This is a genomic window from Streptomyces sp. NPDC048288, assembly GCF_043201555.1.
GTDB lineage: Bacteria > Actinomycetota > Actinomycetes > Streptomycetales > Streptomycetaceae > Streptomyces.
Genome location: NZ_JBICZD010000017.1, coordinates 80,441 through 100,829 on the forward strand (window position 1 = coordinate 80,441; position 20,389 = coordinate 100,829).

14 protein-coding genes are annotated in these 20,389 nt (G+C 74.4%); 6 read left to right on the forward strand and 8 right to left on the reverse strand.

The features are described from left to right. The first annotated feature begins 1 nt into the window (after nt 1). The 5 genes from ACGFZS_RS43385 to ACGFZS_RS43405 are packed head-to-tail and all read left to right on the forward strand — an operon-like array spanning nt 2 to nt 9,747. On the forward strand, nt 2-2,515 hold the full coding sequence (locus tag ACGFZS_RS43385; RefSeq protein WP_393799763.1) for a baseplate J/gp47 family protein: 2,514 nt from the start codon (nt 2-4) through the stop codon (nt 2,513-2,515). Further along, a complete protein-coding gene (locus ACGFZS_RS43390; protein ID WP_393799764.1) occupies nt 2,512-4,968 on the forward strand; it encodes a putative baseplate assembly protein in 2,457 nt (818 codons plus the stop codon). Before ACGFZS_RS43385 ends, ACGFZS_RS43390 begins: the two co-directional genes overlap by 4 nt. Continuing rightward, a complete protein-coding gene (locus tag ACGFZS_RS43395) occupies nt 4,965-7,154 on the forward strand; it encodes a phage tail protein (protein ID WP_393799765.1) in 2,190 nt (729 codons plus the stop codon). The genes ACGFZS_RS43390 and ACGFZS_RS43395 overlap by 4 nt, the downstream gene beginning before the upstream one ends. A gap of 39 nt (nt 7,155-7,193) precedes the next feature. After that, nucleotides 7,194-9,137, forward strand: coding sequence for a DUF6519 domain-containing protein (locus tag ACGFZS_RS43400; protein ID WP_393799766.1), 1,944 nt, complete (start codon nt 7,194-7,196; stop codon nt 9,135-9,137). Between the two features lie 37 nt (nt 9,138-9,174). Next, nucleotides 9,175-9,747, forward strand: coding sequence for a hypothetical protein (locus tag ACGFZS_RS43405; protein ID WP_393799767.1), 573 nt, complete (start codon nt 9,175-9,177; stop codon nt 9,745-9,747). On the opposite strand, the gene ACGFZS_RS43410 is transcribed toward ACGFZS_RS43405, so the two are convergent. The 8 genes from ACGFZS_RS43410 to ACGFZS_RS43445 all read right to left on the reverse strand — a co-directional run bounded on the left by ACGFZS_RS43410 (nt 9,725) and on the right by ACGFZS_RS43445 (nt 19,211). Then, nucleotides 9,725-9,904 (reverse strand): hypothetical protein, encoded by a 180-nt coding sequence (locus ACGFZS_RS43410; RefSeq protein WP_393799768.1) that lies wholly within the window; start codon nt 9,902-9,904, stop codon nt 9,725-9,727. The genes ACGFZS_RS43405 and ACGFZS_RS43410 overlap by 23 nt on opposite strands. A 95-nt stretch (nt 9,905-9,999) precedes the next feature. Beyond that, nucleotides 10,000-12,204 (reverse strand): hypothetical protein, encoded by a 2,205-nt coding sequence (locus ACGFZS_RS43415; protein ID WP_393799769.1) that lies wholly within the window; start codon nt 12,202-12,204, stop codon nt 10,000-10,002. Nucleotides 12,205-12,382: 178 nt separating this feature from the next. After that, the gene (locus tag ACGFZS_RS43420; protein ID WP_393799770.1) at nt 12,383-14,377 is read right to left on the reverse strand and encodes an ATP-binding protein; all 1,995 of its coding nucleotides are present in this window, start codon (nt 14,375-14,377) and stop codon (nt 12,383-12,385) included. A 7-nt stretch (nt 14,378-14,384) separates the two neighbouring features. Continuing rightward, nucleotides 14,385-15,062 carry a DUF4255 domain-containing protein gene (locus ACGFZS_RS43425; RefSeq protein WP_393799771.1) on the reverse strand — a complete coding sequence of 226 codons (678 nt, stop codon included), beginning with the start codon at nt 15,060-15,062 and terminating at the stop codon, nt 14,385-14,387. Further along, nucleotides 15,059-16,309 (reverse strand): hypothetical protein, encoded by a 1,251-nt coding sequence (locus ACGFZS_RS43430; protein ID WP_393799772.1) that lies wholly within the window; start codon nt 16,307-16,309, stop codon nt 15,059-15,061. The genes ACGFZS_RS43425 and ACGFZS_RS43430 overlap by 4 nt, the downstream gene beginning before the upstream one ends. Then, a complete protein-coding gene (locus tag ACGFZS_RS43435; RefSeq protein WP_393799773.1) occupies nt 16,306-17,028 on the reverse strand; it encodes a hypothetical protein in 723 nt (240 codons plus the stop codon). Before ACGFZS_RS43435 ends, ACGFZS_RS43430 begins: the two co-directional genes overlap by 4 nt. 8 nt (nt 17,029-17,036) lie before the next feature. Beyond that, on the reverse strand, nt 17,037-17,564 hold the full coding sequence (locus ACGFZS_RS43440) for a phage tail protein (RefSeq protein WP_393799774.1): 528 nt from the start codon (nt 17,562-17,564) through the stop codon (nt 17,037-17,039). A gap of 27 nt (nt 17,565-17,591) precedes the next feature. After that, a complete protein-coding gene (locus ACGFZS_RS43445; RefSeq protein ID WP_393799775.1) occupies nt 17,592-19,211 on the reverse strand; it encodes a phage tail sheath family protein in 1,620 nt (539 codons plus the stop codon). Between the two features lie 235 nt (nt 19,212-19,446). On the opposite strand from ACGFZS_RS43445, the gene ACGFZS_RS43450 reads away from it, so the two are divergent. Next, nucleotides 19,447-20,352: a BTAD domain-containing putative transcriptional regulator gene (locus ACGFZS_RS43450; RefSeq protein ID WP_393799776.1), complete on the forward strand. Its 906-nt coding sequence runs from the start codon at nt 19,447-19,449 to the stop codon at nt 20,350-20,352. Nucleotides 20,353-20,389 lie beyond the last annotated feature (37 nt).

The window sequence follows — 20,389 nt, forward strand, 5'->3', positions numbered from 1 at the left end:
CATGACATCTGACCCGGCGTCCGACATGGCCACCCCGGTGTACGGCGCCCCCGGCGGGTCCGGCGAGGCGACGCTGCTGCGGCTCGCGGCGGTTCGCGCGGACGGCAGGCTCAACGCGTTCGAGGGCCTGGAGGTGGACGACGGGCATCCGCCGCAGGTGCCGCCCCAGCGAACCCTGCTGGTGCGCTGCCTGCGCCCGGTGCCGGCTGGTCTCGACGCCGGCTCGCTCACGGTGGCGGGCGGCGTCCGCGGGGACCGGGCGCTCAACCCGGTGCCGGTGGTGTGGGCGCTGCCCGCCAGCGGCCTCGCCGCCGCGCAGGCCGCCGGGGAGGACGGGCTCGCGCACCCCGACCGGGTCACCGCCGGGGACGTGGCGGCCTTCGCGACGCTGCCCGACCCCGACCGGCTGCTGGTGGTGCGCACCGGCTCCTCCGGCGACTTCTCCCCGTACTCCCTGGTGCTCGCCGACGCGCAGCGGTACGGCTTCGACCCGCGGCTTTCCCGGGTGCCGTTCACCTTCAAGGTGGACTGCCCGGCCGACCTCGACCCGCGCCCGCCGCGCTCCGTCCCGGCGGTGCCCGCGCCCGTGCCGGCCGCCGACTACCTCAGCCGCGACTACGCCGGGCTGCGCCGGCTCCTGCTGGACCGGCTGTCACTGCGGCTGCCCGGCTGGAGCGACCGCAGCCCGGCCGACCTCGGCGTCACCGTCATGGAGATCCTCGCCTACCTCGGCGACCAACTCGCCTACGCCCAGGACGCGGTGGCCACCGAGGCCTACCTCGGCACGGCACGCCGCCGCGTGTCGGTGCGCCGCCACGCCAGGCTCCTTGACTACCCGATGCACGACGGGGCCGCCGCCCGGGTCTGGCTCGCCCTGGACGCCGACCCGGGCGCGGACGGCACCGCGTTCCCGGCCGGCGCGGAGGCCGGCGCGGAGGCACGTGCGGCGGACGGCGGCACCGATGCCGTCTTCCACACCCTGCACCCGCTGACCGCCCGCACCGCCCGCAACGCCGTCGACCTGTACGCCTGGGGCGAGGAGCGCGCCTGGCTGCCGGCCGGCGCCACCGGGGCGACCCTGGTCGGCACCCCTGCCGGGCTCGGCCTGACGGCAGGCGACGTGCTGGTCCTCCAGGAGGTGCTCGGCGACGACGGAAGCGCCGGGACGGCCGACCCGGTCCGGCGCCACCCGGTGCGCCTGGACGCGGACCCGGTCGCGGACACCGATCCGCTGACCGGCACCGAACTGGTGCGGGTGAGCTGGTTCCGGCAGGACGCGCCGCCGTTCCCGCTGCGGCTGTGGCGGTTCCCGGACGGCGACTCCGGCACCGTGGGGGCCACCGTGGCCCGGGCCAACGTCGTACTGGCCGAGCACGGCACCCTCGTCGGCCCCGAGCCGCTGGTTCCGGCCGAGGTCCCCGTGCGCGGCCGCTACCGGCCCCGGCTCGCGCGCCCCGGACTCGCCCACGCCGTACCGTACGACCACCGGCAGGCGCTCGGCCGGCCGGCCGCCGAGGCGCTCGCCGTGGACCCGGCCCTGGCGCTGCCCGCGCTGGCCGCGCTGCACGACGGGACGGGACCCTGGACCGCGGTGCGCGACCTGCTGGACGCGAGCCCGTACGCCGCGCAGTGCGTCGTGGAGACCGAGGACGACGGACGGGCCTTCCTGCGCTTCGGCGACGGCGACGGCGGCCGTGCCCCCGTGCCGGGGACGGCCTTCACCGCCGCCTACCGGACCGGCGGCGGCACGGCGGGCAACGTGGGCCGCGACACCCTCACCCGGCTGTCCGTACCGGTCACCGGTGTCCGCGTCGGCAATCCGCTGCCGGCCGCGGGCGGCACCGACCCGGAACCGGTCGAGCAGGTCAGGCAATGGGCGCCGCAGGCCTTCCGGGTCCGGCAGCGGGCCGTCACCGACGCCGACTACGCCGAGGTGACGGGCCGGCTGCCAGAGGTGCGGCAGGCCGTCGCCGCCCGTCGCTGGACCGGCTCGTGGCACACCGAGACGGTCACCGTGGAGCGCGCCGACGGCCTGCCGGCGGACCGCGCGTTCCGGGCCGTGACCGCCGCGCACCTGGAGGACTACCGGATGGCCGGCGGGGACGTACGGGTGACCGCGGTCGTGCCGGTGGCGCTGGACATCGTCCTGACGGCGCACGTGGCGCCCGGGCATCTGGGCAGCGACGTGCGACAGGACCTGCTGGAGGTGTTCACCGCCGGGCTGCGGACCGACGGCACCCCCGGCTTCTTCCACCCCGCGCGCCTCGCCTTCGGCGGGCCGGTCTATCTCAGCCACGTGGTCGCGGCCGCCTCGGGCGTCCCCGGCGTGCTCTGGATCGACACCGACGACACCCCGCCCAGCCCCAACCGCTTCCGGCGCTGGGGACGGCCGGCCGCGGGCGAGCGGGCGGCCGGGCTGATCGCCATGGGCCGCCAGGAGGTCGCCCGCTGCCTGAGCGACCCCAGCCGGCCGGAGCACGGACGGATCGACTTCCTGACGGAGGGCGGCGCGTGAGCTCCGACGACACCGCGGCGCCCGCCGCCCCCGCCGGCCGCACCGGACTGTCCTACCGCGCCGGTACCCACGCCGAGGTGCTGGACCGCGCCCTGACCGCCCTGCGCCTGCGGCTGCCCGCCCTGACCGCGCAGGACGCGGACGACCCCGCCGCCGCGCTGCTGGACGCCTGGGCCACGGTGGCCGACATCGTCACCTTCTACCAGGAGCGGATCGCGCGTGAGGGCTTCCTGCGCACCGCCACCGAGCGCCGGTCGGTGCTCGAACTCGCCCGGACGATCGGCTACGAACTCGCTCCCGGCGTCGCGGCCGCCACCTGGCTGTCCTTCACCGTCGAGGACGCCGTCGATCCCGGCGCCCAGGCCGTCGTCCCGGCCGGCACCCGGGTACAGAGCATCCCCGGCCAGGGCGGACTGCCGCAGACCTTCGAGACGGCCGAGGAGCTGACCGCCCGCGCCGAGCGCAACGCGATGCGACTGCGCCTGAGCCGCCCGCAGCTGATCACCACCGGCGCCACCCAGGTGCTGCTCTCCGGGGTCATCACCGGCCTGCGCCCCGGCGACCCGCTGCTCGTCCGCCGCCCCGACGGCCGGCAGCCCTGGCAGCTGCGGGTGCTGACCGGCGTCGAGCCGCACCCCGCCGACGCCTCCGGGAGCCCGGCGACCACGCTGGTCCGCTGGGACGAGCCGCTGGACCTGTCCGACCCGGCCGCCGGCGAGTCCGTTCCGGCACCGGTGGAGGTGCACGCGTTCCGGCAGCGGGCGGCGGTCTTCGGCCACAACGCCCCGGACTGGCGGATCATGCCCGACACCGTCCGGCGCAACTACGTGTCCGCCGACTCGGCGGACGGCGGCGGGGCGACCCCGCTGCCCACCCAGTGGCCGGGGTTCGCGCTCACCGACCCCGCCGCCGGCGGCGAGCCGGTCCTCGAACTCGACGCGCCCTACCCCGAGGTGCTGCCCGGCTCCTGGCTGGTGCTGCGCGCCCCGGGCCTGACGGAGCTGTACGAGGTGGTGACGGCGGACCTGTCCGCCGTCGCCGACTTCGGCCTGACCGCCACCACCACCCGGCTGGTGCTGCGCGGCTCCGGCCCGATCGCCCCCTTCGACCGCCGCACCACGACGGTGTACGCCCGAAGCGAGCGCCTCCAGCCGGCCGAGGAGCCGGTCACCGCACCGGTGACCGGACCCGAACTGCTCCTGGACCGGCCGCTCGCGCTGACCCGCGGCAGCACCGTGGTGGTGACCGGCAGCACCCCGGACGGCCGCTCCACCACCCAGCCCGTGACCGTCGTCGACAGCACCGCCACCGCCGACGGCACCCGGCTCACCCTCGCCGAGCCGCCGGCGCTGCCGCTCGATCCGGCCTCGGTACGGGTGCTGGGCAACGTCGTCGCCGCCACCGCCGGGGAGAGCGTCACCGGCGAGGTCCTCGGCAGCGGCGACGGCGCGACCGCCAACCAGAGCTTCACCCTGCTGCGCGGGGACCTCACCCACACCACCGCGGCGGTGCCCGGCGGGGTGCGCGACTCGCTGAGCGTCCGGGTCGACGACGTCGAGTGGACCGAGGCCGCCTCGCTGTACGAACTGGGCCCGCACGGCCGCGGGTACGTGGTCAGGATCGGCGACGACGGCAGCGTCGGCGTGCTGTTCGGCGACGGCGAGCGCGGTGCCCGCCTGCCGTCCGGGCAGGACAACGTCCGGGCCGACTACCGCACCGGCACCGGCCCGGCGGGCAACGTGGCCGCCGGGGCGCTCTCCCTGCTCCTGGTCCGGCCGCTGGGCGTCCGGGACGTGACCAACCCCGTGCCCGCCACCGGCGGCACCGCCCCCGAAGGGCCGGACGACGGCAGGACCGCCGCACCGCTGTCGGTGCGCACCTTCGACCGGGTCGTCTCCCTCGGCGACCACCAGGACTTCGCCCGCGCCTTCGCCGGCATCGCCAAGGCCACGGCCACGGCCCTGCCGGGCGCGCGCCACCCCTTCGTGCACCTCACCGTGGCCGGCCCCGGCGGGGCGGACGTGCCCGCGGACACCCTTGCCGCCCTGCGCGCCGCGCTGGACGCGGCCGGACGGCCCCCCGGCCGGCTCGGCCTGGACACCTACCGGCCGCTGTCCTTCGCCGTCACCGTCGCCGTCCTGGCCGCCCCCGACCGGGAGCGGGAGCAGGTCGCCGACGCCGTGCGGGAGGCGCTGCGCACGGCCTACTCCTTCGACCGGGGCGACTTCGCCCGGCCCGTGCCCGCCTCCGGCGTGCTCACCCTGGTCCAGCAGGTGCCCGGCGTGCTGGCCGCCACCGTACGCGCGCTGCACCTCGGCGACGCCCCCGACGGCGACACCGTCGCCGAGGTGCTCGTCGCGCACCCCGCCCGCCTCGGCCGGACCGGGGTGCTCCCCGCCGAACTGCTGCTGGCCGACCCCGGCCGGATCACCGTGACGGAGCTGGTGCCGTGACCCCCGCCGAACCCGACCGCCCCGTCTACCGGCTGCTGCCCGAGGTCCACCGCAGCCGCGACGCCGAACTCGGCCACCCCCTGCGGTCCCTGCTGGAGGTGGTCGAGGAGGAACTGCTGCGCCTGCGCGAGGACATCGACGGGCTCTACGACAACTGGTTCGTCGAGACCTGCGCCGCATGGGTGCTGCCCTACCTCGCCGACCTGCTGGGGCCCGGAGACCCCACCGGCGACCCCGGCGGCACGGTCCCGCGCCGTTCCCTGGTCGCCCACACCCTCGCCCACCGGCGGCGCAAGGGCACCCCCGGCGCGCTGGAGGAGGCCGCCCGGGACATCACCGGCCGGCCGGTCCGGGTCGTGGAGTACTTCCCACTGCTGGGCACCACCCAGAACGTCAACCATCCGCGCCCCGGCGACGTCCGCACCCCCGACCTGCGGGACACCGCCCGGCTGGCCCTCATCGGCACCCCCTTCGACCGGACCTCCCGCACCGTGGACGTCCGCCACGCAGACCGCCGTTCCGGCCACGCCGACCGCCGGCGCGGCCGGCACAACATCGGCGTGGTCGGCCTGCACCTGTGGCGGCTCACCGCCCACCCCTGCACCGGCGTGGACGCCCGGGCGGTGGACGCGGCGGCCGGCCGCTGGACGTTCGACCCGGCCGGGCGCGACCTGCCGCTGTTCAGCCGGCCCCGTTCGGCCGCGTCCCCCGCGGAAGAGACCGACGTCCCGGCTCCGCTGCGCCGCCTGAGGCTCCATCAGGAACTGACGGCGCTCCGCACCGGATCCCCGTCCACGCTGCTCGACGGCCCCGACCCACTGCTGACGGTCACGCTGCCCGACGGCCCGGTCGAGCCCGCCCGGCTGATCTGCGCCGACCTCACCGGCTGGGACCGCCCGCCCGCACCGTCCGACGGCGCGGCCCCGCAGATCGCCGTGGACCCGGCCCTGGGCCGGCTCACCCTGCCGCCCGGCATCGCGCCGGACCGGGTGCGCGTCGCCTACTCGTACGGCTCCCCGGGCGACCTCGGCGCCGGCCCGTACGACCGCCGGGCCACCCTGACGACCGCGCTCGCCGCGGCCGGCACCCCCTGGCCCGACGCGCCCGACTGGCAGATCGCCGTGCGCCGCGACCCCGCCGGTTCCGGCGACCCGTCCGTGCCCTCGTCCGTGCCCTCGTCCGCGCCCTCGTCCGCGCCCTCGTCCGCGCCCTCGTCCGTGCCCACCGTCACCACCCTCGGCGCCGCCGTCACCGCCTGGAACGAGCGCCCCGACCCGCGCCCCGGACAGGTCGGCGTCATCGCCGTCCAGGACAGCGCCACCTACGACGAGGACCTCACCGGCCCCCGGCGCATCCTCATCCCGCCGGGCAACCGGCTGATCGTCCTGGCCGCCGGCGGGCGCCCCGCCGCCCTGGGTGCCTTCGGCCTGCGGCCGCACCTGACCGGCACCATCGAGGCGGCGGCCCCCGGCGGTCAGGCGGCGCAGCCGTCCCAGCTGGTCCTGGACGGCCTGTCGGTCGAGGGCCGGATCACCGTCGCGCCCGGGAACCTCGACAGCCTCGTGGTCTCCAGCTGCACCCTGGCCGGCGACCGCGCCGCCACCCTCCCCGACGGGGGCCTGATCTCGGCTGCGGACAATCCACGACTGGCCGTACGACTGGCGCGCACCGTCTGCGCCGGAGTCCGGCTGAGCGACGTCCCCACGCTGGATCTGGCCGACAGCATCGTCGGTCCCCGCGCCGACGGGCTCGCCCTCGACGCGCAGTCGGCGGACGCCGGGATCGAGGCGAGCACCGTACTGGGCCGCACCACCGCCCGCACTCTGACGGTCAGCGACAGCATCCTGCGCGACCGCGCCGAGGTCGTCTGGCGCCAGCAGGGCTACCTGCGGTTCAGCTACGCGCCACCGGACTCCCGCGTCCCGCGCCGCTACCGCTGCCAGCCCGCCGACGACACGGCGGCCCGCCGCGTCGCCCCGGCCTTCGACGCCCTCGACCCGGCCGCGCCCGGCTTCGGGCGGCTCGCCGCACGCTGCCCCACGGAGATCGCCGAGGGCGCGGAGAACGGCGAGGAGATGGGCGCGTACCGCTTCCTGCGGCAACCCGGGCGGCTGGCCGACCTGGCCGGCCGGCTCGACGACCACGTGCGGTTCGGCCTGGAGGCGGGTGTCTTCCTTGCGGACTGAGCGGTCCGATCGGGCTTACACGACGGCGGAGGTACAGCGATGAAGGGCGACTTCACCCGGCGGACGTTCCGTCCCGGCAACCACTACCGCGGCGTACTGCTGCAACAGGGCCGGGTCGCGCTCGACGCCGACTGGAACGAGCAGCTGGACATCCAGCTGCACCTGGACGAGACCACCGCCCGGGACGCCGTCGGCGTCCACGGCGGCCCCAAGGACGCGGCCGGTTTCGCGATCACCACTCCCGAAGGCGGCACCCCGGCCGCCAGCCCCGGCGCGGACCTGACGCTGTCCGCCGGGCGCTACTACGTCAACGGCGTGCTGTGCGAGATCGAGACCCCGGTGCCGCTCGCCGCCCAGCCCGACCTGCCCGGCGTCCCGCTGCCCACCGACAACGGCCGCTACGTCGCCTACCTCGACGTGTGGCGCGAACACCTCACCGCCCTGGAACGCCCCGAACTGCGCGAGGTCGCCCTCGGCGGCCCCGACACCGGCACCAGGAGCCGTACCGTCTGGCAGGTGCGGCTGGAGCCGGCCCCCGGCCCCGAGGCGGTGCCCGCCGACGTCGCCGCGCCATGGGAACCGAGCGGCAGTCGGCCGTCCGGGCGGATGCGGGCCCGCGCCGAGCCCGACCCCACCGCCACCACGCCGTGCGTCCTCCCGCCCTCCGCCGGCTACCGCCGTCTGGAGAACCAGCTGTACCGGGTCGAGATCCGCGAAAGCGACGACGGCGTCCCGTCGTTCGTGTGGTCCCGGGACAACGGCACGGTGGCCGCCCTGGTGGTCCGCCTGACCACCGACGCGACCGCCACCACCCTGACGATCGACACCCCCGCCCGCGACGAACGGCTCGGCTTCGCCAAGGGCGACTGGGTGGAGGTCTGCGACCCGGCCCGCACCCGGCGCGGCGAACAAGGCTTCCTGGGCCGCCTCGACGAGGCCGACGGCACCACGCTGGGCGTGACGGAATGGAGCGGCCCCGCCCCGGCCGACGGGGACCTCGCCGACCCGGTCGTCGTACGGCGCTGGGACTCGCCCGGCGCCCTACCCGTCCGCGACGGATGGGTCGCCCTGGAGGACGGCGTACAGGTCCAGTTCGAGGACTACCGCTGGCACCGCACCGGCGACTACTGGCTGATCCCGGCCAGGACCGCCGCCTGGGCGGACACCGACCTCGACCCGGATCTCGCCGGCACCGTTGAATGGCCCCGCGACCCCGACGGCACACCGGCGTTCCGGCCCCCGGACGGCATCGAACACCACACCGCCGCCATCGCCCTGCTCGACCTCACCGACGGCGCCTGGACCACGGCATACGACTGCCGGGCGCTGTTCGCCCCGCTCGCCGAAACACGCCCCGACCCGTCCACGCCGCCCTTCACCCCCGGCCTGCACGTCGTGCAGGTGCTGCTGACGGGCGCCGGCCGCGAGCTGCGCAACGACACCGGGATCAGCCAGACCGACCTGCTGGGCGGCCTGGCCGTGGCGCTGGACGGCCCGCCCGCCCCGGTGGCGACCACCGGCCGTCCGGTGCTCACGGTCACCATGGACCTGCCGTTTCCGCTGTCGTCCGCCGACCGCGCCGACTGGCACCTGCCGGCCGGCACCGTCCTCGGCACCCAGCCGGTGACGCTGGCCGGCCGCACCGCCATCACCGGCCGGCAGCTCACCTGGGAACCGGCCGACGCACTCCACGGCTGGCTGGAGCAGCTGGCGATCCAGCTGCTCGACGGCGCGCCGGCCGACCGGCTCTACTGCCGTCTCACCGTCAGCGGACGCGCCGTGGTCCACGCGGACCACCCCGACCGGGTCCTCAACGGGCTGGCGCTTCCCCGTTTCCGCCCCGAGGACGGTGGCACCGACCTGCAGCTGCCGACCGTGGACGACGTGCGCGGAGCCGACTTCACCTGCTGGTTCTGGGTGCAGCTTTCCCGCGATGGCGCGGTGTTCGACACATCGTCGTTCGACCAGGGGGTTTTCCAGTGATCTGCCGATGGCAGCGAGCCGATGAGGAGATACGGCGATGACACTCGACCAGAACACGGCCGACAAGGCCCCCGGCGACCCGGTCCGGTCAGCCGACTGGAACGACCTCGCGGCAGCCGTGCTGCGGCACGAGACCGGCAAGCTCGACCTCACGGGCGGCACGGTGACCGGCCTGCTCACGGCGCAGGGCGGGCTGACCGCGCCTCAGTCCCTCGGCGTGCAACTGCTGACGCCGGAGCAGGCGAGTTTCGACAACATCACCGTGTCCGAGGTCAAGATGATCAACCGCGATGTCCCGTTCCAGACGGACACCACCCTGCTGCTCGTCGGCCATGGCCACGGCACCACCGCGGACGTGAACCACCCACTGACCATGCGCATCAAGGTCGACGGGGTCACCACCGGCACGTTCGACGGCGAAGGCGTGGAGTGGGGAAGGGGCTATCTGGCCGCTTCGAAGGACACGTGGCTACCGATCACCGCGATCGGCACCACCCGGGTGCTCGCGGGTACTCGCAACCTGCAGCTCACGGCCAGCGGCGGCGCCCCCGAAGCGATGGCGTCCCTGCACGAGCCGGCGCTGTGGGTCATCCGACTGGGCGCCGGCTGACCCGCCGGACGGCGTCCGTGAACGCCGGGTGATCGCGCAGCGCGGCCAGCAGCGCCGGCGCCAGGGCCTCGACACGGCCCTCGGCGACGGCGCGCGCGGTCGCCTCGTCCACCTCCACGACCAGGGTGTCGATCTCGACCGTCAGGTCCGGCGTCACGCGGTCGAACTGTGTGCGGTGCTCCGCGTGCCCGGCCCTGAAGACGGCCTCGCGATGTTTCAGCGGCCCCGGATACCTGATCTCGTCCTCCCCTCCTAGGAAAGCCCTATCTTTTTCGCGGCCTCCGGGTAGGCGCGCCGGATGACCCGCTTGTGGATCTTCTTCAGCACGACCTTTTGGTCGGCCGTGATCTCCGGTGACGAGATGTCGAGGAGAGACCACACATAGTCCTTGAGCTCCTTCTCGGACACGTTGCCGGGATTCCGCAGTGCGTTGCGCGGCCTGCCCTCCCCGTGCCCATCGGTATTCGCCGCGTTGACCGTGGCACCCGGCAGACTCTCGATGTAGGCGAGGAGCAGGACCACGCACTTCTGGAGGAGCAGCGGTTTGAAGACCGCCGGCGCCTTGGGGGTGTCGCTGAGCGCTTTGTCGAGGCGCTCCTCCAGGGCGGCCATGAGATTCCCGCGGTGCTTGTCGAACTTGAATCCGGCCTTGGCAAGTAACTTCTCGTCATCGCCCGTCGCTTTTTTCAGGTCCCGTAGGTCCTTCAGCGCATCGTCCGGGGTACGTCCCAACACGGCGTTCCGCACCGCGTCGTAATGCGCGACCCAAGCCGTCGTATGGGCGCCCATCGAACCGGTGAACGCCCGATGCGGTCGACCGGCGACCACCAGGTCCTCGATCACTCCGCCGTTCAGCACGAGTTGCGCGGCGAGGTTGCCCACCTGGTCCGTCTCGCCCGTCTTCGGTTGTGTCATCACGGCGGCCACGTCCATGGCGTCCTCGTCCGCGGAGTCCTTGCCGGAACGCGACGGGGCCGAGCCGGAACTCGAAGAACTCGAGTCCGAAGAGCTTGAACTCATGCGCGAGGCGGGGGGCGTGGACGCTCCCCTGGGCGCAGCGGACTGCGGGAGTCTGGGACGCAGCGATCTGCCATCCGACTTCGCCGTGTGCGCCGGCGCGGGCGGAACGGTTCCCCCGCTGGCGACGACACGCGCGGCATGGTCCGCGCGCTGATTGCCGAGCGCGGTCCACTCGTCGAGGTCTGCGCCGTCCAGCAGCCCTGTCTCGGGGTGCCGGTGCCCGCCCAACAGGAGCCACTTCATCCACTCGTCGACGGCCTTGACTCTGCCCCCGTAGAACTCCCGGTCCTCCTGGGAGCGTTGCTCCATGCGCTGATCGGCGTATGCGGCGAGCCAGTCACCAGCCTGCGACGCACTTCCCCACAACGTTTCGATCACGCCAGGGTGGCGCATGGCGATCGATCGTATGTGTTGGACGACGATGGCGTCGCGCCGTGACTTGCGGTCCCCTGCCGCGCCCATTCCGGGCGCGAGCGCCGCCAGTGTGTGCGGGTCCGGCTCGAGGGCGACGAGGGCGAGGCCCCGGGTGTCGAGCAGGTGCAGTACCGCGTCGCGCGCCTCGGTCTTCCGCGCTTCGGAGGCTCTGTCCCTGTCCTTCAGGGCCGCGAATTCGTTGAGGGTCGAGGCCCATTTCGCCTCGCCGTGCCCCTTGCCCGCATTGGCCGGCTCGATCTGTCTGGTCCTGATCGTGGTGAGCGGGATCAGTTCGCGGAACCTCAGGAACGCCGACACCAACTCCTGCACCAGCAGCACCCGGTCCGCTTCGGGCGACCGGCCGGTGACCAGCGTCTGCGCGATGTCGTGTGTGTGTTCTTCCCAGGTCTTCAGCCGTTGCGCGTGGTCAGCGGGAAGGGAGGGGATCAAGTGGTATCCGGGCAGGTCGCGGGATGCCTTGAGGAGTTCCTGGACTCGCTTCGCCGCAGCGTCCGGCGTCTGGCCCAGGACGGCGTTCGCGATCGCCTGTTGCTGCACGATGAAGGCGGTGGAGTGGTCGCCCATGGTGTCCGAGAAGGGGGACTCGGGGCGTCCGGAGATCATCAGAGCCGTCGTCTCGCCCCCGCTGCCGAGGCCGGTGATCTGAGTGGCGAGGCGTCGGACCGGTGCGGAGACCGGCGGGTGCGTGGCGGCGCCATCGGATGCCGTACCTGTCGCGCCGCCGCCAGGGATCGGATCGAGGCCCGAGGCGGGGCCTGCCATGACGCTTTGTGATGTGGCGGGTTCCCGTTTCTCGGCCCGGGCCCTCTTGCCCTGCCCAGGGGCGTCGTCGTCCCGGCCGCGTTTTCCCGTGGCGGGCCCGGAAGAGACCGCCGCAACGTCCATTCGTGATGTAGCGGGTTCCGGTTTCTCGGCCCGGGCCTTCTTGCCCCGTCGGGGGGCGTTGTCGTCCCGGCCGCGTTTTCCCGTGGCCGGCGCAGAAGAGGCCGCCTTGATGTCCATGCCGCCGCCAGATGGCGCGGGTGGGGCCGGAAGCGCTGACGCGGCAGGGAGCGGCTCGTCGTCCATGCGATCCGGCGACGCCTTTTTGGCGCGGCGGGCAACTTTGAGCATGAGCCGTGCCCGAGACCCGGCCGACGCGGCCCCGTTATTGTCCAAGGACATCAGCGACCCCCTCCGCTCACCGCACCGTCCAACCGGTCAACTCCGTACCGGTCAGCGGGCGTTCCAACTTGGCGTACTCGGTGCGGGCCGCGGCCAGCAGGTGGTCCATGCTCAGTGGGCGGCCCGCGTCGGCGGCGAGGAAGGCGGCGCCGAGGGCGATGTTGCGGATGGTGCCGCCGGAGACGGACAGCCGGGCCAGGGCCGCCGGATCGAGGCCCTCGGCGGGCGTTCGCTCGGGGATGACGCGCTGCCAGATCTCCTCGCGGGCGGACGCGTCCGGGAACGGGAAGGGGACCGTGAAGCGCAGCCTGCGCAGGAACGCCGGGTCGAGGGTGTCCTTGAGGTTGGTGGTCAGGACGGCCAGCCCCCGGTAGGCCTCGATGCGCTGGAGGAGATAGCCCACCTCGATGTTGGCGTGCCGGTCGTGGCTGTCCTTGACCTCGCTGCGCTTGCCGAAGAGCGCGTCGGCCTCGTCGAAGAGCAGGACGGCACCGCCGGCTTCGGCGGCGTCGAAGACCCGGCTGAGGTTCTTCTCGGTCTCGCCGATGTACTTGTCGACCACCTGACTCAGGTCGATGCGGTACAGGTCGAGCCGCAACGCGCCCGCGATCACCTCGGCGGCCAGCGTCTTGCCGGTGCCGCTGGGCCCGGAGAACAGCGCGGCGGTGCCCAGGCCCCGGCCGCTGCGGGCCGCGAAGCCCCAGTCCTCCCAGACGGTGAGCCGGTGCCGTACGTGGGCGGCGATCTGCCGCAGCACCCGTACCTGGACCTCCGGCAGCACCAGGTCCGCCCAGCGGGCGCGGGGCTCGATCCGTTCCGCCAGGCCGCTCAGGGCGGGCCGGGCCTGGCGGCGGCAGGCGTCCCACAACCGCGCCCCGACCTCGTCCGGGTCGGCCGCCGTACCGTCGGCCGCTGGCGGAACCTGCCCGGCCACGGCGGCCACGGCGTCGGGGTCCAGGTCGAACTGACCGGCGGCCATGTCGATCCAGCGGTCCAGGCCCGTGGCGGCCGGGCCGAGGGCCTGTCGCCAGACGGTGCGCAGTTCGTCCGCCGAGGCGCGGTCGACCGCCACCTGGACGGGACGGCGCGGTCCCGGTCCGTCCAATGGTTCCCGTGCGGTTATCACGACGGGCGCGGCCAGCCGGCCGGCCAGGTCCATCGCCGTCCGGCCGCACTCGGGCACCGCGTCGTCCACGTCGATGATCCAGCCGATCCCGCCCAGGACGGACTCCCGTTCGCACAGCCGCGCCAGCCGGTCCCGCGCCGCCGGGTCGGTCGGCAGATCGGCCGCCCGCAGGCAGACCGGCCGCAGCCCCGCCGACCGGTGTGCCGCGGCCGCGGTGTGCCGCAGCCCGGCCCGCTGACGACCGTGCACCAGCACCGGCACCGCCCCTGGTGCCCCTTCGGCCGACCAGATCGCCGCCACCGCCCGCGCGGCCTGCCGGAGGGCGGGGGACAGGGCCTCGGGCTCGGCGAGCGGCGCGGTGTGCGGTTCCAGCTCGGGGTCGAGGTACGAGACACCGGTCAGCGCGTGCAGGATCCGTTCCTCGACGTACAGCGCGCTCGTCGTGGGGATGTCGGGATGGGCGAGCCGCAGCAGCGGTGTCCGGCGCAGCGGGCCCGCCGGGCTGAGGGCGCTCCAGTGCGCCTCGGGCAGCTTGGCCAGGCCCAGGGCGAAGGTCGCGTAGGTGCGCGCACCGTCGCCCTGCGCCTGCGCGCAGACGTGTGCGAAGGGCGTGTCGAGCGTGGGTCCCGCGGCCATCAGCAGCACGTCCCGCTCGAACGGCGACAGGCCGAAGCCGTCCGCGATCCGCTCCAGCGCGGGCGGCTCGGACATGGCACGCCGCACCCGGTTGCGGGTGCTCTGGGCCTTCCGCAGCGGCGCGGGATCGCCGTCGGCATCGAGCCGGCGGCGCAGGGTCTCCAGAGCCGCGACCAGGTAGCGGTGGTTGGCCGACAGCCAGGCGTCCGTGGGCTCGGCGGGTTCGGCGGCCTCGGTGGGTTCGGTCATCGGGCGCTCAGCTTCCGCCGCCCGCGGGAACCGCGGTCGACGGCTGCACCGTCACCACCCGGGTGACCACCGCGGGCGCCGGTGCGGCCGGGGACTCCTGCGCGTCCAGCAGCACCACGGTCGCCTGGTAGGCGAGGGAGAGCCGGTAGGGGGAGTGGAAGAGCATCGACCACAGCTTGCTCATCTCCTCCACGTCCAGCGGCAGCAGGCTCGTGCGGACCACGTCCGGCTGCTGGTCCAGGTCCGCGTACTGCTGCCAGCCCGCCTTGTCCGTCTGCGCCGCCTGCTGGACCACGTACCGCACCAGTTCGCGGCCGAGCACCGGATGCGCGGCGAGCGTGGTGACCGCGAGCCCGAGCAGCCGCTGCGGTTCCAGCGCGGAGTCGTCGCCCGAGAAGGTCAGGAGGTAGTGCAGGTCGACCGCCTGCCTGGGGTGGTCCACCAGGGTGCCGTCGGCACGGCGGGTCGGCAGTGCGGACGCCGCCCAGGACGCGTTGGGGACGACCCGGTAGAGGTAGACGTTGATGCCGTGCGTGGTGTCGTCCGACGCTGCCGCGAGGGTCCCCGGGCGCAGGGTGGTCACGGTGGCGTTCTCCACACCGCCGGGCCCGGCCGCCGCCAGTGACTCGCTCAGCAGCCGGCTGATCACGGCGGTGACCATCGCTACGGCGAGGTGGTTGCTCATGCGCCACTTCCCTGGTCGCGGCCCGCGAGGTAGTCGGAGAGCGACAGCGGCCGGGTGCCGTCGGCCGGGTCGTGGCCCGGCCTGGGGCCGACGGGACGGGTGGTGCCGGAAGGGGCGGTCCGGGGCGCGGTCCGCAGCTCCACCCGGCCGACGTTGACGGTGATGTGGGGTGCCACGGTGGCCCGTTGCGGCTCCGGGGGACCGGCCGCCGCCGGTTGCACGGGGAGGGCCCGCCGCAGCACGGCACGGGCGGCGGCCGCGTTGTCGGGTGGCAGGCCCGCCGGCTCTCCCGGGGGGCGGACGGGCCCGGGGACCGGGCGCGTGTCACCGGCGGGCGGGGGAGCGGCCGCGCCACCGTCCTTCCGGCCGGTGACCGGCGGGCCGTGTTCGCCGCGCGGCACGCCGGACGCGGTGGCGGCTTCCCGTCCGGGGGCGGGGCCGGTGGCGGCCGCGCCGGTTCTGGCCGGTGCTTCCGAGGCGGCGGACCCGTGGCCGGAACGGTGCCGCGGACGCCCGTCCACGGCGGCGCGCGGCTCCTCGGGGACGTCGCGGTCCAAGGTGTTGCGCACCTGGGGCGCCGGAAGGGCAGGCTCCGCCGCGTCCGGCCGGTGCCTGTTCGGGGGCGGCGCGGGTGCCGGCCGCGCGGCGGCCCGCTCTCCCCGCGGAGGCTTCCCGTCGCTTACGGACAGATGCAGGGGCAGGGGCAGGGGCAGCGGCAGCGGCGCGGGCGGGTGCGGGGGTGCGTCGGCGTCGGGGGTCCCGCGCACCGGGGCGTTCGGCCCCGTCGGCGCCGGTACGGGGACAGCAGGGCGAGGGACCGGTTCCGGGGCGTGCGCGGCTGCCGCGCCGCCGGCGGGGGTTCCCGGTACCGGCACGATCCCCGGTACGGGTCGCTCGGTCCGTTGTTCCCGTTGCGGGGCGTGCGGGGGTGCCGTGCCGTCGTCAGCGGGCTCGCGTTCGGGGGCGTTCGGCTCCGGCCGCGTCGGAGCCGGTCCCTCGCTCTGCTGTCCCCGTGGCGGCGCCTGCGCGGATGCCGCGTCGGCGCCGGGCGGGCGCGTGTCCAGGGGCGCCCTGTCCGCCTGCGGGAGGCCGTCCACGGGCTTGGGCGCGACCACCTCGAAACCGCCCTCGGCCACGGGTTCGAAACCGTCCTCGGCCACGGGTTCGAAGCGCGATCTCGGCCGTGGTTCCAGCATCGGTACGAGGCCCAGGGCGCGCTCGACGAGGTCGGTCAGCAGCCCGCTCATCCGGCGGCCAGTTCCAGGTACGCGGCGCGCCGCGCCGGGCTGAGGGCGAGGACGTCCGGCTCGGTCCAGCCGTAGGCGCGGGCCAGCACATGCACCTCGTGGAGCAGTGCCAGAGCCCGGGTCTGGACCTCGGCCCACAGCAGGGCGGGGACGTCCAGGGCCGCGACGGTCGGCGCCGCGCACACCGGGCAGTCCACGGCAAGGGTCACCGCGGCGCCCGGTGAGGCCTTCTCCATCGCGGCCTCGATCACCGCCGCGGCCTCCTCGTCGACGCCGTCCACGCCGTCCGGCAGGCAGCGCGCGAGCAGCAGCCACCGGCCGGCCCGAGGATCGTCGGTGCCGGCCAGCGCCCGCAGGTCGCCGGTGTCGGGCAGCCGGAAGGCGATCCGGACGCCGGCCACCTCCACCTCCAGTGGCCGCGCCGGGTCGTACCGCGGCCCGCGGGGCAGGGCCGCCGGACGGACCGGCACGTCGAGCCGCTCGCCGCACCCGGCGCAGTGCACGCAACCCCATACGGCGGCGCCCGCGGCGAGCCGCTCCAGTGCCGTCGCCAGGACCGCGTCCCGGTCACCCAGTTCGGTGCGCTCGGCGTCCTCGCGCCGCAGCCCGGTGACCGCGCACAGCAGTGTCACGGCCCGGTCCAGCGGGTCCTCGCGCAGCCCGCGCTCCCAGGCCGCGAGCGTCCACGACGAGTCCGCCGCGTCCACCGCCTGCCGCATCACGCGCGTCACCCGCCGGGCGGGGTGAAGCTCGGCTCGGTCGGCTCGGGCACGTCGAGGTCGCGTTCCCAGCCCTCGTTCTCCAGCTTGAGGTGCTGGATGGCCACGGCGTTGGCGTTCGCGTCGAGCTCGGGCAGCGCCTCGTACTCCGAGACCCAGCAGCGGAACACCTTGTAGGCGAGGGCGAGTTGGCCCGCCTCGTTGTAGATCTCGATCACGATGTCCTTGCGGAAGTCGCGCAGGGAGACCTCGGAGCCCAGGCCGGAACCGTGCGTCCAGACCTTGTTCGCCCACGTCTCGAAGTCCGTGTCGTGGGTGACGCCGCGCTCCAGCGTGATGGCCTGGTACTCGGTCCTGCCCGGCGACTTGCGGCTGCTGCTGGGATCCCCGCCGTCCCGGTGGGTGACCACCTCGGTGGTGCGGTTGAGCGCTCCGACCTTGCTGACGCCCGCGACATAGCGGCCGTCCCAGCGCACCCGGAACTTGAAGTTCTTGTACGGATCGAAGCGCTGTGCGTTCACGCTGAACTGGGCCATTGGTCTGCTCCTCGCGCCCGGTACGGCCTACGCCTGGGCGATCTGCTGGATCTGCAGGATCACGAACTCCGCCGGGCGCAGCGGCGCGAAGCCGACGACGATGTTGACGCGCCCGAGGTTCACGTCGTCCGCCGTGGTGGTCTCGCGGTCGCACTTGACGAAGTAGGCGTCGCGGGCGGTGCTGCCCTGGAAGGCCCCCTGCCGGAACAGGCCCTGCATGAACGCCCCCAGGTCGAGCCGGATCTGCGCCCACAGCGGCTCGTCGTTGGGCTCGAAGACCGCCCACTGCGTGCCCCGGTACAGGCTCTCCTCGATGTGGAGGGCCAGCCGCCGCACGGGCAGGTACTTGTACTCGTCGGCCAGTTGGTCCGCGCCGCGCAGCGTGCGCGCGCCCCACACCACCAGCCCGGCGCCGGGGAACGACCGCAGGCAGTTGATGCCCAGCGGATTGAGCTCGCCGGTCTCCGCGTCGGTGAGGCCGACCGCGAGATCGGCCGTGCCGGAGAGGGCGGCGTCCAGTCCGGCGGGGGCCTTCCACACTCCGCGCGAGGCGTCGGTACGGGCGATGACCCCGGCGATCGCCCCGCACGCGGGGAATGTGCCGAGCCGACCGCCGGCCGCCGGGTCGGCCTGGAGGATGCGGGGGTAGTACAGCGCCGCGTTGCGCGCGTCCGGGCCGGTGAGCTGGAGGCCGGACAGAGTCGTGGCGGCGGTCGCCACGGTCATCCCGCCCGGGGGGTCGACGACGAGTACCGCCCGGCGCCGCACGCAGTAGGCGAGCGCGGCCTGGTAGACGCCCGGCGGGGTGTCGCCTCCGGCGACGGGCGGCGGGACGCAGAGCAGGTTGAACAGGTCGGCCTGGTCCAGGGCGTACAGTCCGCCGTGGGTGGCCTGCAGCGCGGGGGCGGTGTAGTCGTCCTCCGTCAGGTCGCCGCCGTCCGTACCGGCGTCGGCCTCGGCGACGGCCAGCGGCTGACCGGCCGCCGTCTCCCGGGGGCGCTGCGTGGGCAGGCCCGCCGGGTCGGGCACGCGCACCAGCCGTGACTCGGCCTGCAGCACCTGGTCCAGCCGTCGGGCGCCGGCGGTGACGGTGACGTTCCGGATGGTCTCCTGCTGCCCGGTGCTGCCGTCCGTGACGACGAGGTTGAACAGCTGGTCGGGTGTCGTGCCGAGCCTCGTGGCCACCTCGGTCAGGTCCACTGTGCCGTCGTAGACGACGGCGGCGGTCAACTGGTTGGCCCACGAACCGGGTTCGGCGGCCGTCAGCACCAGGCCCGTGGCGGCGGCGATGTCGGTGCCGGTGTCCTTGTCGTCGCCGGTGTCCTTGCCGCTCAACGTCGCCGCCGGGCGGGTGAGACGGGCGAAGGTCGCCTGGACGGCGCCGGGGGACACCCGGACCACCAGAGCCTGCCCGCCGCCGTTGGCGAAGAAGTCGCGGACCGCGGAGCTCACCGTGCTGTCCGGCGACAGTCCGCCGAAGATCCGCTGGTAATCGGCGAAGCCGTTGACGACCGTGGCCTGGTCCACCGGGCCACGTCGGGTCCTGCCGACGAACGCCGTGATGGAGGTCGCGACGCCGGTGATGGTCCGCACCCCGCTGGCGATCTCCTGGACGTAGACGCCGGGGTAGGGAGTGCTGGTGGTCACGGTGCTCCCCTCTCCGGGCCGTCGGCGCGGCGGGCCGCGCGCGAAGGCCGGACGGTCAGGCGGCCGGTGGCTCGCCGGTCGCGAGGCTATGACCGCCTCCGTCACAGGACCGTCACATTCGTTGCACCGTGTGTGCAACGCGTGATGAAGACGGCGCGAAACCTGCACTCCGATGACACCCGCGTCTATATATTTCTTGCGCAATTAAACAAGTTTCGAGGGGGGAGCAAGTGGCATGAGTGTCGTGCCCAAGCAGCCCGATGCGCCCATGACCAGGCGCGGACACCTGAAGCTGTTCGACGGCTTCCGTCTGGAGATGGGGGAGGACGGGGTTCACCTGGCCGACAGCGCCCAGCGGCTGCTGGCCTATCTGACCATCCAGGGGCCGTCGCCGCGAACGGTCGTCGCGGGCACTCTGTGGGGGGAGGTGTCCGAGGAACGTGCGCTCGCCAGTCTCCGGACGACGGTGTGGCGGATCAACCATGTGGTTCCGGGACTGGTCACCGGAGAGCACCGCCAGTTGGCGCTGGCGAGCTTCATCAGCGCCGACGTGACCGAGTTCGTCCACCGGGTCACCGCCCGGCCGACCGACGCCGGCACCGGGAACGGGGCCCTGCCGAATCTGAGGATCCGCGAGTTATTACCCGGATGGTACGAGGACTGGGTGGTCTTCGAGCGGGACCGGCTCCGTCAACTCCACCTCCACGCGCTGGAGGCGGCCGCCACCGCACTGTGCACGGGCGGGGAGTACGCGGCCGCCTTGGACGCGGCACTCGCGGCCGTCCGCGGCGACCCGCTGCGGGAGAGCGCGCGGCGTGCCGTCATCCTGGTGCACTTGGCGGAGGGCAACCTCGTCGAGGCCCACCGCGAGTACCAGCGCTTTCGTACCCTGCTGGTCGGCGAACTCGGCGTGGAGCCCTCCGGCCGCCTCACCACCCTGGTGACGGAGCGGAACGGCGACCGGCGGCACGGTGCTCCGGCGCCGACCGTTCCCGTACCGCTGTTCGACCGCCTCGGGGGAGGTGAGTACAACAGCGTTGTGCAGGGCCCATACGGGCCGGAGGACCCGTCACCTGCTGATTTCGGCAGAGGTCTGCCCGCGCCGGGCCTCCGCCTGCGCGGCATGCAGACGCCCCCCTGACAGCGCGCCTCCCGCTTCGGCCGGGCGGGCCTCCGTC

Excerpts from the sequence above, each read along its gene's own strand:
- ACGFZS_RS43385 (WP_393799763.1), top strand. The coding sequence starts at position 2 with ATGACATCTGACCCGGCGTCCGACATGGCCACCCCGGTGTACGGCGCC.
- ACGFZS_RS43400 (WP_393799766.1), top strand. The coding sequence starts at position 7,194 with ATGAAGGGCGACTTCACCCGGCGGACGTTCCGTCCCGGCAACCACTAC.
- ACGFZS_RS43405 (WP_393799767.1), top strand. The coding sequence starts at position 9,175 with ATGACACTCGACCAGAACACGGCCGACAAGGCCCCCGGCGACCCGGTC.
- ACGFZS_RS43415 (WP_393799769.1), bottom strand. The coding sequence starts at position 12,204 with ATGGACATCAAGGCGGCCTCTTCTGCGCCGGCCACGGGAAAACGCGGC.
- ACGFZS_RS43420 (WP_393799770.1), bottom strand. The coding sequence starts at position 14,377 with ATGACCGAACCCACCGAGGCCGCCGAACCCGCCGAGCCCACGGACGCC.
- ACGFZS_RS43425 (WP_393799771.1), bottom strand. The coding sequence starts at position 15,062 with ATGAGCAACCACCTCGCCGTAGCGATGGTCACCGCCGTGATCAGCCGG.
- ACGFZS_RS43430 (WP_393799772.1), bottom strand. The coding sequence starts at position 16,309 with ATGAGCGGGCTGCTGACCGACCTCGTCGAGCGCGCCCTGGGCCTCGTA.
- ACGFZS_RS43435 (WP_393799773.1), bottom strand. The coding sequence starts at position 17,028 with ATGCGGCAGGCGGTGGACGCGGCGGACTCGTCGTGGACGCTCGCGGCC.
- ACGFZS_RS43440 (WP_393799774.1), bottom strand. The coding sequence starts at position 17,564 with ATGGCCCAGTTCAGCGTGAACGCACAGCGCTTCGATCCGTACAAGAAC.
- ACGFZS_RS43450 (WP_393799776.1), top strand. The coding sequence starts at position 19,447 with ATGAGTGTCGTGCCCAAGCAGCCCGATGCGCCCATGACCAGGCGCGGA.